Origin of the sequence: Dysgonomonas massiliensis (assembly GCF_900240225.1) — a bacterium.
Taxonomy (GTDB): domain Bacteria; phylum Bacteroidota; class Bacteroidia; order Bacteroidales; family Dysgonomonadaceae; genus Dysgonomonas; species Dysgonomonas massiliensis.
Window position 1 is genome coordinate 224,271 of sequence record NZ_OEPV01000005.1, and the last position, 16,687, is coordinate 240,957.

General features: G+C 37.5%; 11 protein-coding genes. 7 read left to right on the forward strand and 4 right to left on the reverse strand.

All coding sequences use genetic code 11. The features are described 5' to 3' along the window. Positions 1-21: 21 nt before the first annotated feature. From C1A06_RS06830 to C1A06_RS06850, 5 genes are read left to right on the forward strand one after another with little or no spacing between them, the layout of a single operon-like run. Positions 22-1,155: an endo-1,4-beta-xylanase gene (locus tag C1A06_RS06830; RefSeq protein ID WP_101689500.1), complete on the forward strand. Its 1,134-nt coding sequence runs from the start codon at positions 22-24 to the stop codon at positions 1,153-1,155. Positions 1,156-1,172: 17 nt separating this feature from the next. Continuing rightward, positions 1,173-2,147: a glycoside hydrolase family 43 protein gene (locus C1A06_RS06835; protein WP_101689501.1), complete on the forward strand. Its 975-nt coding sequence runs from the start codon at positions 1,173-1,175 to the stop codon at positions 2,145-2,147. A 2-nt stretch (positions 2,148-2,149) separates the two neighbouring features. Continuing rightward, on the forward strand, positions 2,150-4,186 hold the full coding sequence (locus C1A06_RS06840; RefSeq protein WP_185116826.1) for an alpha-glucuronidase: 2,037 nt from the start codon (positions 2,150-2,152) through the stop codon (positions 4,184-4,186). An 11-nt stretch (positions 4,187-4,197) separates the two neighbouring features. Continuing rightward, complete coding sequence (gene uxuA / locus C1A06_RS06845; RefSeq protein ID WP_101689502.1) at positions 4,198-5,379, forward strand: mannonate dehydratase; 1,182 nt, start codon at positions 4,198-4,200, stop codon at positions 5,377-5,379. Positions 5,380-5,408: 29 nt separating this feature from the next. Then, on the forward strand, positions 5,409-6,227 hold the full coding sequence (locus tag C1A06_RS06850; RefSeq protein WP_101689503.1) for an SDR family oxidoreductase: 819 nt from the start codon (positions 5,409-5,411) through the stop codon (positions 6,225-6,227). A gap of 153 nt (positions 6,228-6,380) precedes the next feature. On the opposite strand, the gene xylE is transcribed toward C1A06_RS06850, so the two are convergent. The 4 genes from xylE to C1A06_RS06870 form a co-directional block, all read right to left on the reverse strand. Beyond that, positions 6,381-7,943: a D-xylose transporter XylE gene (xylE, locus tag C1A06_RS06855; protein ID WP_101689504.1), complete on the reverse strand. Its 1,563-nt coding sequence runs from the start codon at positions 7,941-7,943 to the stop codon at positions 6,381-6,383. Between the two features lie 189 nt (positions 7,944-8,132). After that, positions 8,133-9,449 carry a xylose isomerase gene (gene xylA, locus C1A06_RS06860; protein ID WP_101689505.1) on the reverse strand — a complete coding sequence of 439 codons (1,317 nt, stop codon included), beginning with the start codon at positions 9,447-9,449 and terminating at the stop codon, positions 8,133-8,135. A 42-nt stretch (positions 9,450-9,491) separates the two neighbouring features. After that, on the reverse strand, positions 9,492-10,967 hold the full coding sequence (locus C1A06_RS06865; protein WP_101689506.1) for a xylulokinase: 1,476 nt from the start codon (positions 10,965-10,967) through the stop codon (positions 9,492-9,494). Between the two features lie 21 nt (positions 10,968-10,988). Then, positions 10,989-11,705: an NUDIX hydrolase gene (locus tag C1A06_RS06870; protein WP_101689507.1), complete on the reverse strand. Its 717-nt coding sequence runs from the start codon at positions 11,703-11,705 to the stop codon at positions 10,989-10,991. A 487-nt stretch (positions 11,706-12,192) separates the two neighbouring features. On the opposite strand from C1A06_RS06870, the gene C1A06_RS06875 reads away from it, so the two are divergent. Together C1A06_RS06875 and C1A06_RS06880 are read left to right on the forward strand one after the other, a co-directional pair. Next, entirely contained in the window at positions 12,193-13,167 is a 975-nt protein-coding gene (locus tag C1A06_RS06875) for a FecR family protein (protein ID WP_101689508.1), read from the forward strand. A 213-nt stretch (positions 13,168-13,380) separates the two neighbouring features. Continuing rightward, the gene (locus tag C1A06_RS06880) at positions 13,381-16,683 is read left to right on the forward strand and encodes a SusC/RagA family TonB-linked outer membrane protein (RefSeq protein ID WP_101689531.1); all 3,303 of its coding nucleotides are present in this window, start codon (positions 13,381-13,383) and stop codon (positions 16,681-16,683) included. Positions 16,684-16,687: the final 4 nt, after the last annotated feature.

Sequence of the window (16,687 nt, forward strand, 5' to 3'; positions counted from 1 at the left end):
AACAGTATAATATAAAATTGTATGAAATTTTTTAAAACCACACTGCCAGTTCTTGGATTTTTGCTTGTCACAAGCTGTACGCCAAAAGTTGAATCAGAAAAAAACTTAAAAGAGGCTTTTAGCGATAAGTTTTATATTGGAGCAGCAATGAATGTTAATCAGATATACGAAGTAGATAGTATTTCTGCCAATATTGTAAAACAACAATTCAGCTCTATCGTTGCAGAAAATTGTATGAAAAGTGAAGAAATCCAACCTAAAGAAGGTGAATTCTTTTTTGATCATGCTGATCGTTTCGTCGCTTTTGGCGAAAAGAATAATATGCATATGATCGGTCATACTTTGATTTGGCATTCACAAGCTCCCGACTGGTTTTTTGTCGATGAGAATGGTAAAGATGTATCACGTGAAGTGTTGATAGAACGTATGAGAACGCATATCTATACTGTTGTAAAGCGTTATAAGGGAGCAATAAAAGGTTGGGATGTCTTGAATGAAGCTATTTTAGATGATGGATCATTGAGAAAGAGTAAATTTCTTGAGATCATAGGAGAAGATTATATTAAACTGGCTTTTCAGTTTGCTCACGAAGCGGATCCTAAAGCTGAATTATATTATAACGACTATAATGAATGGCATGTCGGTAAACGTGATGCTATAGTACGTATGGTGAAATCGCTGAAAGATGAAGGAATTCGTATAGATGGAGTAGGAATGCAAGCTCATATGGGACTAGAATATCCTTCTGTTGAAGAGTACGAAGCTGCAATCGAAGCTTATCATGGGGCAGGAGTAAATGTAATGATCACAGAATGGGATATCAGTGCATTGCCTAGACCGTCAAAAGCGACCAGTGCAAATATTACAGATACAATTGCTTATAAAAAAGAAATCAATCCTTATACAGAAGGTTTACCCGAGGATGTGCAGACTCAGTGGGAAAATCGTTACCTTGATTTTACGAAATTATTCTTAAAACATCAGGATAAGATAACGAGAGTGACTACTTGGGGTGTTGCAGATAAAGATTCGTGGAAAAATGATTTCCCGGTTGTAGGACGTACAGATTATCCTCTATTATTCGACCGATCGTACGAGGCTAAGCCGGTTGTAGGAAAAATGATAAAACTAGCAGAAGAATATAATAAACAATAAACATAAAATATTAAGTTATGAAAGAACCAAGATATTTAGTGCCAGGTGCATATATGGCCGATCCGGCAGTCCATGTTTTCGAAGGAAAATTATACATATATCCATCCCACGATTGGGAAAGTGGAATTGAAGAGAATGATAACGGCGATCACTTCAATATGAAAGATTACCATGTATTCTCAATGGATGATATAGATGGCGAAGTGACAGATCATGGTGTAGTTTTAGCTACAGAAGACATACCATGGGCGGGCCGCCAATTGTGGGATAATGACGTAGCATATAAAGATGGCAAATATTACATGTATTTTCCATTGAAAGATCAGAACGACATATTCCGCATAGGTGTTGCTGTCAGCGATAAACCTTACGGACCATTCAAACCGCAGGACAATCCAATGAAAGGAAGTTATAGTATCGATCCTTCAATCTTCGAAGAGGATGGCAAATACTACATGTATTTCGGTGGTATTTGGGGTGGACAGTTGCAGCGATACAGAAATAATAAGGCATTGGAATGTGCCGAGATTCCTGCTGACGATCAGCCATCACTTTGTGCAAAAGTTGCATTGTTGAGAGACGATATGATGGAGTTTGCAGAAGAGCCTCGCGACGTAGTAATTGTTGATAAGAATGGAGAGCCTTTGAAACAAGGTGATACTGAACGTCGTTTCTTTGAAGCATCGTGGTTGCACAAGTATAACGGAAAATACTATTTCTCATATTCAACGGGTGATACACATAATTTGTGTTACGCTATCGGTGATAATCCATATGGACCATTTGTTTATCAGGGTGTAATATTGACTCCTGTAGTAGGTTGGACTACACATCATGGTATAGTCGAATTTAAAGGAAAATGGTATTTATTTCATCACGATTGTGTACCTTCGGAAGGAAAAACTTGGCTTCGTAGCTTGAAAGTTGTAGAGATGGAATATAACGATGATGGTACAATAAAAACGATAGAAGGCACAGCAAATAAAATTTAGAAATGAAAAAAATAACAATAATATTATACAGCCTATTTCTGGTTTTATCATATTTGAAAGCCGAAGACGGAAGCCGTCTTTGGCTTCGTTTCGATAAAGCAGAGAACACTGCTGCTAATATCGTATACATGCAAAAACGATATTCTGCTACATTGGCGGTAGCAATGCAGGAGCTGAAAACCTATTGGAAAGGACAAGAAGTCGAATTTGTTGTCGACAAGAAACTGAAAAATCTGAAAGACGGCTACCTTATAAAAGGGTATGACCAAAAGATTACTATCTATGCAGGTAAGGATGAGGGAATACTCTATGGAGCTTACCATCTGCTACGCTTACAACAATCAAAAGCTGATGTAAAGAATTTGGACATAGAAGAAAAACCATCTTACGATATTCGCATACTCAATCATTGGGATAATCTGGATGGAACTATCGAACGTGGCTATGCCGGATATTCGTTGTGGAAATGGGATGAGCTGCCTAATACTTTATCGCCACGTTACAAAGAATATGCACGGGCAAATGCTTCGATAGGAATCAATGCTACTGTATTGAATAATGTAAATGCATCACCAGATATATTGAAAGCAGAATATTTAGAGAAAGTGAAAGCTTTGGCAGATGTTTTCCGTCCGTATGGATTGAAAGTATATTTGTCGGTCAATTTTTCATCGCCTAAAGTAATTGGTGGACTAGAGAACTCGGATCCATTGAACAAGGATGTTCAGAAATGGTGGAAAGAAAAAGCAAAAGAAATTTACTCGCTGATTCCCGATTTCGGAGGATTTTTAGTAAAAGCCAATTCAGAAGGACAACCAGGACCTCAGGATTATGGACGCACTCATGCCGATGGAGCTAATATGCTGGCTGATGTGCTGAAACCATACGATGGCATAGTAATGTGGCGTGCTTTCGTCTACAACCCGAATAATGAGGATAGAGCAAAACAAGCATATATGGAGTTTGTTCCGTTAGATGGACAATTCAGAGATAATGTAATTATCCAGATAAAAAATGGTCCGGTTGATTTTCAGCCGCGAGAACCATTTGCTCCATTATTCGGTGCATTGAAAAATACTGCTGAAATGGTTGAATTTCAAATAACGCAAGAATATCTTGGTTTCTCAAATCATTTAGCATATTTAGCTCCGCTTTTCAAAGAAGCATTGGATAGCGATACTTATTCGGATGGTGAAGGTTCTACTGTAGCAAAGTTGACAGACGGAACATTACGTAAACAAAGCAAAACAGCTATTTCAGCTGTCTCAAACATAGGAGCGGATGTAAATTGGTGTGGGCATCATTTTGCTCAAGCCAATTGGTATGCATTCGGGCGCTTAGCTTGGAATCATCAATTATCGTCAGAGCAAATTGCAGACGAATGGCTGAAGATGACCTTTAATGATGATAAAAATTTTGTTGATCCGATTAAATCATTGATGCTCGATTCGCGTGAGGCTGTAGTCAATTATATGATGCCTATGGGACTTCATCATATCTTTGCTTGGGAACATCATTATGGTCCCGAACCTTGGTGTACAATACCTGGTGCACGTGCTGATTGGTTACCGGCTTATTATCATAATGCAGATAAGGCTGGCTTAGGTTTTGATAGAACGAAAACTGGAAGTAATGCTGTCGCTCAGTATTTTCCTCCATTGGATGGAGTATACGGAAATATTGCGACTTGTCCAGAGAATCTGATTCTTTGGTTCCATCATGTAGCATGGGATTACAAAATGAAGAATGGACGAATCATGTGGGATGAACTTTGTTATAAATACGACGAAGGTGTTCAGCAAGTTCGTGAATTTCAGAAGACATGGGATAGGGTAGAGGACTTTGTCGACAAACAACGTTTTACAGAAGTACAGTCGAAACTGAAAATTCAGGCAAAAGATGCTGTATGGTGGAAAGATGCTTGTTTGTTATATTTCCAAACATTCTCCAATCGTCCTATTCCTTATGATATAGAGAGACCTATACATGAATTGGATGATCTGAAGAAAATCAAGCTTGATATGAAACATCATAATTAATTTTCTGCTTTATGGAAAAAACTTGGAGATGGTTTGGTAAGAAAGATAAAATAAGTCTTTCGATGCTTCGGCAGATTGGGGTAGAAGGTATTGTAACAGCTTTACACGATATCCCGAATGGAGAAATCTGGACAGAAGACGCAATACTTGATCTTAAAAATTATATCGAGGCGGCAGGTCTCAGATGGTCTGTAGTAGAGAGTCTTCCCGTTAGCGAAGCTATAAAATATGCAGGAAAAGAGCGAGATCAACTTATCGAAAACTATAAAATAAGCTTGGCTAATTTAGGTAAATGTGGTATCAAAACTGTTTGTTACAACTTTATGCCGGTTATCGATTGGATACGCACCGATCTGGAACGTCCGTGGGAAGATGGTACGTCTTCTCTTTTCTTCGATAAAATACGCTTTGCATACTTCGATTGTAAGATTTTAAAGCGTGAAGGAGCTGAGAAGGATTATTCGGATGAGGAGATGAATAAGGTTCGAGAACTGGATCGTACAATAACCGAATCGGAAAAAGATGCTTTGATTGATACGATTATTGTCAAGACTCAAGGTTTTGTAAATGGGAATATTAAGGAAGGAGATAAAAATCCGGTGTCAATTTTCAAGAACCTTTTGGCTCTATATGAAGGAATAGATCGTGATGGACTCAGAGAGAATATGAAATATTTCTTGGAGCAAATTATGTCGGTCTGCGACGAGTATGGAATCAATATGTGCGTACATCCAGATGATCCGCCGATTCAAGTGTTGGGATTACCTCGTATTGTAACAAGCCGAGAAGATATTTCATGGATATTGAAAGCAGTGGATAATCCTCATAATGGACTGACTTTCTGTGCAGGCTCGCTGAGTGCAGGAATCCATAACGATGTTCCGCAGATGGCGCAGGAATTTGTATCGCGTACCCATTTTATTCATCTTCGTAGTACTGAAGTTATGGATAATGGCGATTTCATTGAAGCTCCACATCTCGAGGGACGCGGGCATCTGATAGACTTAGTTCGTATTTTTGAAAAAGAAAATACAGCTCTTCCAATGCGAGTCGATCATGGACGTACTATGTTGGATGATGCGGATAAAGGATACAATCCGGGTTACTCATTCTATGGACGTATGTATGCTCTGGCTCAGATGGATGGTGTGATAGCTACGGTGAAAGATGAATTGAAAAATTCAATTATATAATGAACAGAAAGTAAATATACTAGGGGCAAATGGAAGAAAATATATTTAGTATCAAAGATAAAATAGTCGTTGTGACAGGTGGCTATGGTGTATTGGGTGGAAGTATATCCAAACATTTAGCAAAACAAGGAGCTAAAGTCTTGATTTTAGGACGCAGTAAGGAGAAAGCAAGTGCGCTTCTGAATGAAATATCCGATTGTGGAGGAGATGTATCATTTATCGAGTCAGATGTAATGAACGAAGATCTCTTGATCAAGAATAGAGAGGAAATTCTGGCAAAATATGGGAGAGTAGATGTGCTGATCAATGCAGCCGGAGGGAATATACCCGGTGCGACATTGGCTCCCGATCAGGATTTCTATACAATGAAACGTACAGATTGGGATAAGGTTATCGATCTGAATATGAACGGGACAGTATATCCAAGCTTAGTGTTTGCAAAAGTATTTGCCGATCAGAAGCAAGGATGCATCATTAATGTGTCGTCTATGGCGGCTTATTCGGCAATAACGAGGGTTGCAGGTTACTCAGCGGCTAAATCAGCTATAAGTAATTTTACACAATGGTTAGCTGCAGATATGGCGTTAAAATATGGAGACGGAATTCGAGTGAATGCTATTGCTCCGGGTTTTTTCATTGGTGAGCAAAACAGAAAAGTACTTATCAATCCCGATGGATCGCTGACTGATCGTAGCAAAAAAGTATTAGCAAATACGCCGATGGCTCGTTTCGGAAAGATTGATGAACTGAATGGAGCTGTCCAGTTTTTGTGCAGTGATGCAGCCAGCTTTATTACTGGTGTAGTTCTGCCAGTGGATGGTGGGTTTAGTTCGTTTAGTGGAGTCTAAGTTACTCGAACATATACGTATAAAATATAGGAGGCCGGTTAATACCGGCCTCCTATATTTTAATGTGCCTCGAATTATTTATTAAAAAACAGAGGTCGCACACTACTGAGAATGTGCAACCTCTAACAAGTACCAAATTATATAAACCACCAATTATTTTTTCCAGATTTTTTCCATATCCTCCAAGGTCTTACCTTTTGTTTCAGGGATACGTTTCCAAACAAATAGGGCAGCCAGTACAGCCAATATGCCATATACCCAATATGAGAATCCATGATTGAACATTGCTACTAGAGTTTCGTTTTTATCCATGATCGGGAATGTCCATGATATAAAGAAGTTAGAAACCCATTGTGCTGCAACAGCTATGGACATAACAGCCGAACGTACCGAGTTGGGAAATATTTCAGCTAGCATTACCCAGCAGACAGGTCCCCACGACATAGCAAAACCAGCTGTATAGGTTAACATACATACCAATTTAACTCCTCCCGGAAGATCTGCTGCAAAGGAACTACCTAGCAACAGCATTGATACAGCCATAACCAACGCTCCAATAATAAGCAAAGGCTTGCGACCAAATTTATCTACCGTCAAGATAGCTAAGACTGTAAATGATAAGTTAACGATACCTACTATAATTGTTTGCAAGAGTGCCGAGTCTGTTCCCGAACCCATGCTTTTAAATATTTCCGGAGCGTAATATAGTACTACGTTGATACCTACAAACTGTTGGAACGCAGATAGTAATACTCCTGTTATTATAATTGCAAATCCATAAGAGCGTATAGGCACAATCAATGCAAATACAAAACCGGCAATCATTCCAACTTCTATAGAACTGGAATAACCAGCCAGATTTAACGAAAAATAGATTATTACAAAAAGAATGAGCCACGTTAACATGAAGCGATAATACGGCTTCATCGAAACTTCGACTTCGTTTTTAAAGCTGCTTTCAATATCTTTTACTTCTTGAGCAGCACGGGTGCTACCAATAAGTTTTGTCAAAATTTTTTCTGCTTGGTTGGTCTTACCCATCATGATCAGCCAACGAGGCGTTTCGGGTGCCAAAAACAATAATAAGAAAAATAATATTGACGGTATACTTAATGAGGCAAACATATAGCGCCATCCAATACTATGCAGCCATTCGCCACTTCCGCTATCTTGTTTGGCAATGAAATAGTTGACGAAATAAACGACAAGCATACCAAAAATAATAGCAAATTGATTGAGTGCAACTAGGCTACCGCGTTTTTCGGGCGGAGCTATTTCTGCAATATACATCGGAGATACCATAGATGCTATACCAACACCGACTCCTCCTAATATGCGATAAAATACAAAATGATAGACAAAAGTATAGTCTCCTGTTCCCGGCATACCATAACCTATCTCAGGCCAGGCTGATCCAATTGCAGCTAAAAGAAATAAGAGAGCTGCCGAAAAAAGAGCATTACGACGTCCAAAGCGCTGACTGATCCAACCTGCTATTGCTGCACCGAAAATACAACCAATAAGGGCGCTACTGACAACGAAGCCTTCCATTGCACTTGCTTCGAATGAAGATAAGTTCATGGGCTCGATAAAAAACAGACGGAGCGATTCTACTGTTCCTGAGATGACTGCTGTGTCGTATCCGAATAGCAATCCTCCAAGAGTAGCAATCAGGGTCAGTCCTGCTAAATAAGATTTACTCGCTTTGCTTTCCATGCTTTATTTAAGATTAATTTATATTTTAGGTCTTATTATTTTCTGTATACACAAAGAGGATGATTATTAATTTTTTGTGCAGCAATTTACTTTACTTACTGTCCATTCCAGAACATACAGAATAAAGAAAAACTGCAAGGAAAAATACAAGGTCAGAACCAGTCTGACCTTGTATTTCAGTTGTTATGCTTAAATGTACATATTGATTATAGCTTCGTAAAGCTCTTGCTTACCACTTATTTGTTTTGGTTCGCCATTTTGTTTAGCATAAGCCACTAAATCTTCAAGAGCTAATTTGCCTTCAGCAAATTCTTTTCCTTTACCATTAGTAAACGAAGCATAGCGTTCTTTGAACATTTGACAGTATGGAGAATCTTCAAGGATATTAGCTGCAACTTCCAATGCGCGTGCCATAACATCCATTCCTGAAATGTGAGCGATGAAGATATCTTCAAGATCAGTAGAGTTACGACGAGTTTTTGCATCGAAGTTTGTACCTCCGTTACCTAAACCTCCGTTACGGATAATGTGGATATATGCTTGTACTAGTTCGTAAAGATCGATAGGGAATTGGTCTGTATCCCATCCATTTTGATAGTCACCACGGTTAGCATCGATTGATCCAAGTAATCCCATATCTACAGCACATGCAATTTCGTGTTCGAATGTGTGACCTGCAAGTGTAGCGTGATTTACTTCGATATTGATTTTAAAATCTTTCTCTAACCCATGAGCACGAAGGAAGCCTGCAACAGTTTCAACGTCAAAATCGTATTGATGTTTTGTTGGTTCCATTGGTTTCGGCTCAATCAGGAATGTTCCGGTAAATCCTTTGGCACGAGCATAGTCGCGAGCCATAGTAAGCATGCGAGCTAAGTTTTCTTTTTCTAGTTTTTGGTCAGTATTTAGTAATGACATATAACCTTCGCGACCACCCCAGAATACATAGTTTGTACCTCCAAGTTCAATTGTTGCATCAATTGCATTTTTGATTTGAACAGCAGCACGAGCCACAACGTCGAAGTTCGGATTAGTAGCAGCACCATTCATATAACGTTTGTGACTGAAAACATTGGCTGTACCCCAAAGAAGTTTGATGCCTGTTTCAGCTTGTTTTTGTTTTGCATAAGCTACGATAGCTTTCAGATTAGCTTCATATTCTTCGATAGTGTCAGCTTCGTCAATCAAGTCTACATCATGGAAACAATAATACTCGATACCTACTTTTTGCATGAATTCGAATCCTGCATCCATTTTAGCTTTTGCACGATCAAGAGCAGTACCTTCGCCATTCCAAGGGAATACTTTTGTACCTGGTCCGAATGGGTCGCCACCTTCAGCACACAATGTGTGCCACCAAGCCATTGCAAATTTCATCCAGTCTTTCATTTTTTTGCCCATGATTACTTTTTCTGCATCATAGTAACGGAAAGCCATTGGATTTTTGCTTTCTTTTCCTTCGAATTTAATTTTTCCTACACTTGGAAAATACTCTTTTGTTGCCATTTTTCTTGTTTTTTTAATGTTTAACCTATTTATAATTATTTGTTATTTCAAAAATGATTTCCATTTTTCATAAGCTTCAGTATAAGCCTCTTTATGCTGGTTCTGAGGCTCTATGACTGACAGTTTTTCTAATGATGCGAAGGCTTCGTCGTTAGATTTGTAATAACCTATTCCCATACCAGCAGCTCGGGCAGCTCCAGCTGCGCCATCAGTGTTGTATAGTTCGATTGTAGCCTCACTTACATTAGCTAGTGTTTGTGAAAAGATTGGACTTAAGAACATATTTGCATATCCGGCACGAATCAAGTGAATATTCATACCCATTTCGCGCATAACCTCCATCCCGTATTGATACGAGAAAACGATTCCTTCCTGAGCAGCGCGTAGAATATCGCGTTTGTCATGTATATTGAAGTTTATACCGTGTATCGAGCAGTTTACATCGCGATTTTCTAGTACGCGTTCGGCTCCATTGCCAAAAGGAATGATTGAAATACCTTTTGATCCGATTGGAGATTGTGCCGCCAGATTGTTCATATCGGCATATGATAAACCTTCGAGTGCTAAATTACGCTTCAACCATGAATTCAAAATTCCTGTACCATTGATGCATAACAAAATTCCCAGACGGGTTTGTTCTTCGGTATAATTGACATGTGCGAATGTATTGACACGCGATTTCTTATCGTACTCTAATTTGTCAGATACTCCATAAACTACGCCAGATGTTCCGGCTGTTGATGCAACTTCGCCCGGATTGAAAACATTCAATGAAAGGGCATTGTTGGGCTGGTCGCCTGCACGATACGAAATTGGCGTTCCAACTTGTAATCCTAATTCTGCTGCAGCGCTAGATGATACTTCAGCTTGATGTCCGAAAATTGGTTTTATTTCAGGGATGAAGCTTTCGGGAATACCATAATATTCAAGTACATCTTTCGACAATGATTGAGTTTTGAAGTCCCAGAAGATTCCTTCTGACAGTCCTTCTATAGTCACTGCTATCTGATCTGATAACTTCATAGCAATGTAATCACCAGGTAGCATCAGTTTATCTATCTTATTGTAGATGTTAGGCTCATTTTCTTTAACCCATGCCAGTTTAGATGCTGTAAAGTTTCCCGGAGAGTTAAGCAAATGCGATAAGCATTTTTCTTCACCAATTGCTTTAAATGCCTTTTCTCCGTATGGGACAGCACGGCTATCGCACCAAATGATTGATGGACGTAAGACATTCTTATCCTTATCTACCAATACCAACCCGTGCATCTGCCATGTGATACCGATAGCTTTCACTTCTTTTCCAGAAACACCAGACTGACTCATTACTGAATGATGCGCTTTTTTCAGGTTCTCCCACCAATCCGAAGGGTTTTGTTCAGCCCAGCCGGGTTTGGCGGCTGTGATCTCCATTTCTTGTTTGGGATAGAAGTCAGAAGCTACAATTTTGCCCGATTCGGCTTCTACTAAGCAAACCTTTACTGATGAACTGCCTATATCATATCCTAGTAAATACATAGTTATATTCTTGTTTGTTTATTAAATATTCGTTTTCAATTTGTTGTATCCTTTTTTCTCGAATTTATAGTAACGTGCTGCTCTATGTGATACGTCTTTTTGTCTTTCGTCCAATGCTACAACATAGGGCATAGATGCTACCTTTTTATGAAAATTGCGGATATCTATTTTTTTATTGTATATAGCTTCGTATAACTTATGCAGCTGGCTGATTGTAAATTTACGTGGCAATAATTCGAAAGCTATAGACGGGTTATATTCGATCCATTGACGGATTTCGGTTAGAGATTCTTTCACTATAAGATTGTGATCGAATGGCATTGCCGGTATCTGATCTATGGGACACCATTTTGTATCCTTATATTTCGATATAGTATTTAATTTGCGATCAACCTTACATAGAGAAAGGTATGCAACTGTTATCAGACGGTCTATGTTGGGCTGGTACTCTTTATCTAGCCATTTTATATCTTCAGGTTTGTTGGCCCGATTTGGTGAAGCGTAGCATTTGAATTGTTTCAAAGACATGCGCTTAATTCCAGTCAGTTCAAATAAAACACGATTTGCTGCATCGTCAACATCTTCTTGATCATAAATCAAGCTGCCGGGAAGTTTCATGTTGTTTACATCCTCATTTTTCAAGGAACGTTGAACCAATAGGATATTCAGCTGGTTATCATCGAACCCGAATACGACACAGTCGACGGATAGATAAGTGTGTATAAATTGACGCTTCATAGTATCATTTGATATACAAGATTTAGATAATGCTAACTCTGATTGTAAAAGTAAAAATAAAATATTCTATTGCAAATTATTTTGCTTATTAATTCTGTTAATTAATTGGAATAGAGTATTTTATATTTCATGTGTATTACAATTAGGTTATATTGTATTTTGTACAATATGGATGCGTTTTTTCTTATTGGTAAAGCGTTTAAATAAATTTGTGTTGTGAATAGTTCTTGATTTTTATGTGTTAAAATCTACAATAAGCTATTTGCTGTATAAAGTCCAGTATTACTAGTATTAGTCGTTGTGACATTTTTTCTGTGTGGGGATTAGGTTTGTTATTCTATAGATGATAGTATAATAAACAATAATTAGTTAAATAATCTCTTTTTTTAATAAAAGTTACTAGGGTATTGCCTCTGTATATCCGTTATTATAATAAAAGGAAGAAATATTTAGGTTTAATGCCTATTACATTTATTTATATACAATCGTGAATACAGAGCTTTTACATAAGTTTTTTGCAGGAAAGGCAAGCAATGAAGAAATCTTGAAGATTAAAAGTTGGACTGAACAATCTGACGAAAATCTGCAAGAATTAATATCCGAGCGAAAAATATATGACACTATACAGTTGAATATACATAATCCGCTGACTGTTGTTTCGGAAGTTACAATAGATGAACAACCAGTCAGAAGATTCTCTATGAATTCATTCGCTAAAGAGTTTTTGAAAATAGCATCCGTAGTCTTAATCACAATATTAGCTAGTTGGATGTTGTTCAATAATAATAAGATAAATCCAAACGAACTTGCAATGCAAACTATTAAAGTTCCTGCAGGGCAAAGAATAAATGTTGTTTTACCTGATGGTACAAGCGTTTGGGTCAATTCAAAGTCAACCCTGACGTATCCTGTAGCTTTCAATACAGAACAGCGTAATGTGTACTTAGAAGGTCAGGCTTATTTTGATGTCGCAAAAAATAAAGATGTTCCATTCATTGTGAATACTCAAGAGGGCTCTGTCAAAGCATTGGGAACTGCATTTGATGTTATATCCTTGTCTGACGATAATATTTTTGAAACAATGTTATTAGAAGGATCGGTTGAAGTGAGTCTGTCAACAGACCTCTCTCGAAAGGTAATACTTATACCGAATCAAAAAGCTACAGTATCGGAAGGTGATTTTTCTATTACTACGGTAGAAGACCAAAATCCATATGAGTGGAGAAACGGCCTTGTAAGCTTCCGAAATAAAAAGTTTAAAGAGATTATGACTATTCTTGAAAAGACCTATGATATAGATATCGAATTAAAAGATGCTAATGTCGGGGATCAAATGTATACAGGTAAATTCCGCATTTCGGACGGAATACAGTATGCTCTAGATGTTTTGTCTCTATACAAAAAAATAGATTATAAAATTGACTATGAAAATCGAATAATACACGTTAAATCTAGTAGATAAATTGAATTATATTAACCTTTAAAAAATAGCCTATGATATAAATTTACCATGAAAAATAAAAAGGTTAGAAATGCTGCAACATTCCTAACCTTAAGAATTAATCAATACAATTGGAATCGTATTAATAACAAAATCTGTAAATCTATGAAAAATAGAATTTTTAGCGATAATATCCAGCTAAAAAATAAGAATCTTAAACATTTTTTTAGGATTATGAAATTATTAAATTTATTTCTCTTCGTTGCAATATTCACTCTTAGTGCAACAAATTCATACTCCCAAAGTGAGAAAGTGTCTCTGAATAAGAGAGATGTAAAGCTTGAGGAAGTATTATCCGAGATTGAAAAACAAACGAATTACTTATTCATATATAATGATCAAGTAAATGCCGGACAAAAAGTATCAGTAACGTCACAAAACGAAGCTACTTCGTCAGTGTTGAATAGGCTGTTGAGCAATACTGGTATAAGCTATGCCCTACAAGGGAGTCATATTTTGTTGACTAACAAAAAAGCATCAAACAATGTAGATCAAGTTGTTTCTAAATTGGTTACCGGAACAGTAATAGATAAACACGGAGAATTATTGATCGGTGTTACTGTTGTTGTGAAAGGAAACCCTTCGAGAGGTACTACGACCGATTTAGATGGGAAATATTCTATATCAGCGCAGGAAGGAGAAACATTAGAGTTTACTTACGTCGGATTTAAATCCCAAGAAATCAAAGTAGGAACAAGTGATGTGATTAATGTTACTATGGAAGAAAGTGACGTTGCATTGAGCGATGTTGTAGTTACAGCTTTAGGTATCAAGAGAGAATCTAAGGTATTGACGTACAATGTTCAAGAATTAAAAGGCGAAGACCTAACTGTAGTGAAAGATGCTAACTTCATCAACAGCTTAGCTGGTAAAGTTGCCGGTATACAAATTAATCAAAGTGCATCAGGTATTGGAGGATCGGCTAGAGTCGTTATGCGCGGTACTAAATCTATAATGGGTAATAATAATGCTTTGTATGTTGTAGATGGTATTCCGTTGTATGACGTGAGAGGCGAACAACCTGAAAATGTATTTGAATCTCCTGACGGTGGAGACCGTGATGCATTTGCAAATATAAACCCTGATGATATCGAAAGCTTATCAGTTCTAAGTGGTCCTGCTGCTGCCGCTCTATATGGGAGTCAGGGTGCTAATGGTGTGATTTTGATTACTACTAAGAAAGGTGAGCAAGGCCTAAAGATTAATTATTCAAACAACTCAATTTTCTTGAAGCCGTTTGTAATGCCTGAGTTTCAAGATACATATGGATCCAGAGATCAAAGCTTTCAAAGTTGGGGACCTAAAAAGTCATCTGATATGGCATCATATGATCCTAAAGATTTCTTCCAGACAGGTTATGTAGAAACCAACTCATTAGCAGCATCTTTTGGTGGCGAAAGAAACAAAACATACGTTTCGGTTGCAGCAACAAATTCAAGAGGTATTATTCCGAATAATAAGCTGAATCGTTATAATATGACTGTACGAAATACAGCTGATGTTATCAAGGATAAATTAGAATTTGACTTCTCATTCTCTTATATCAATGAAGATAACAGAAACATGATGACTCAAGGTCAATATCACAATCCACTGTTACCTATCTATTTATTTCCTAGAGGAGATGATATTGCAAACTATAAAATATATGAAACATTTGATCCAGCTCGAAATTTCAAAACCCAAAACTGGCCTTCAAAATATGGAAATCAAGGTTTAGGTATTGAAAATCCATATTGGACTACAAACAGAAAATTTTTCGAAAACGAAAGAAATCGTTATATAATGTTTGCTGCACTAAATTACAAGCCATTAGAATGGTTAAACCTTAGTGGCCGTGTGAGAATGGATAATATGGAAAATACGTTTGAGCGTAAAATATATGCTTCATCAGATAAATTATTTGCTTCAGAAACCGGAAACTATATGAACCAGAGAATGTCTGATAAACAATTATATATGGATTTCTTGGCTAGTGTAGATAAACGTTTTGGAGACTTCAGTCTTACAGGAGCAATAGGTACAAGTTATTTCCATTACGATCAGCAACTGAATAGCTACGAAGGACACCTTCTAATGGTTCCTAATCGTTTTACACAAAACAATATCAACAAGGATGATCCTCAATCTAAGGTAGTTCAGACTGGTTTCAGAGATAATACTCAAGCTGTCTTTGCTACTGCGCAATTGGGATGGAAGAGTCTTGTATTCCTAGATCTGACAGCAAGAAACGATTGGTCTTCAGCTTTGAAAGGAACTAAGAGTACAAGTGTATTTTATCCATCTGTAGGTGTGTCAGGGATAATTAGTGATATGTTTGATATATCGAAATCTCAAATTTCATTCCTGAAAATGAGATTCTCATACTCGGAAGTAGGTAACCCTCCTCCACGTTTTATTACGAGAGCTGCTTATGATTTAGATAATGGAAACTTGAGTACTCAATCGGCAATGCCTTTCTCAAATCTAAAAGCAGAGAGAACTAAAGCATATGAAGTTGGAACTAACATGAAATTCTGGGACAACAGATTTAATCTGGATGTTACATACTACAATACAGATACATACAATCAGTTATTCCGATTCGATGCAGCACCAAGCTCTTTGTTCACAGAATATTATGTGAATGCAGGTAAAGTAAACAATTGGGGTATTGAGGCTTCATTCGGTTACAATGATACTTTCGGAGAAGTAGGATTTTCTACTAATTTGAATTTCACTATGAACCGAAATAAGATAAAAACTCTCATTCCGGAAGGGACGATAGACCCTACAACAGGAACACCAATTGTAGCCAAAGATGGTATTGATATGAGTTCAACAGGAACATATAGAATGCGTTTGACTGAAGGTGGTACTTTAGGAGATATTTATGTGTCAACTTTATCGAAAGACTCGAAAGGCAATATAAAAGTTGATCCTTCTACCGGAACTATCAGTGCAGATCCAAATAATTGGGTTAAAGCCGGTTCCGTAGCTCCTCGTTTCAACTTTGGATGGAGCAATACTGTTTCTTATAAAGGATTCGACTTTAGCTTCCTGATTGATGCACGTATTGGCGGAGTTGGAGTTTCGGCAACGCAAGCATTGCTTGATAGATATGGAGTATCTAAAGCTTCTGCTGTAGCGCGTGATAACGGAGGAGTATTGGTCAACGGACAATTAATGGATGCTGAAGCCTATTACTCAGTAGTATCAGGAGGTACAACAGGTATATTATCCGAATATGTTTATAGCATGACCAATGTAAGACTTCGAGAAGCTTCTCTTAGTTATACTTTCCCGGGTAAATTATTTAACAATAAAATTAGTTCGCTTTCTGTGTCGCTTATCGGTAGAAATCTATTTATGTTCTATAACAAAGCGCCATATGATCCTGAACTAACAGCTTCAACAGGAACTTATTTCCAAGGATTAGACTATTTCATGCAACCAAGTCTACGTAATATAGGATTTGGAGTTAAAGTTCAATTTTAAAGAA

Coding starts and splice junctions, on each gene's coding strand:
- C1A06_RS06830 (WP_101689500.1), top strand. CDS start 22: ATGAAATTTTTTAAAACCACACTGCCAGTTCTTGGATTTTTGCTTGTC.
- C1A06_RS06835 (WP_101689501.1), top strand. CDS start 1,173: ATGAAAGAACCAAGATATTTAGTGCCAGGTGCATATATGGCCGATCCG.
- C1A06_RS06840 (WP_185116826.1), top strand. CDS start 2,150: ATGAAAAAAATAACAATAATATTATACAGCCTATTTCTGGTTTTATCA.
- uxuA (WP_101689502.1), top strand. CDS start 4,198: ATGGAAAAAACTTGGAGATGGTTTGGTAAGAAAGATAAAATAAGTCTT.
- C1A06_RS06850 (WP_101689503.1), top strand. CDS start 5,409: ATGGAAGAAAATATATTTAGTATCAAAGATAAAATAGTCGTTGTGACA.
- xylE (WP_101689504.1), bottom strand. CDS start 7,943: ATGGAAAGCAAAGCGAGTAAATCTTATTTAGCAGGACTGACCCTGATT.
- xylA (WP_101689505.1), bottom strand. CDS start 9,449: ATGGCAACAAAAGAGTATTTTCCAAGTGTAGGAAAAATTAAATTCGAA.
- C1A06_RS06865 (WP_101689506.1), bottom strand. CDS start 10,967: ATGTATTTACTAGGATATGATATAGGCAGTTCATCAGTAAAGGTTTGC.
- C1A06_RS06870 (WP_101689507.1), bottom strand. CDS start 11,705: ATGAAGCGTCAATTTATACACACTTATCTATCCGTCGACTGTGTCGTA.
- C1A06_RS06880 (WP_101689531.1), top strand. CDS start 13,381: ATGAAATTATTAAATTTATTTCTCTTCGTTGCAATATTCACTCTTAGT.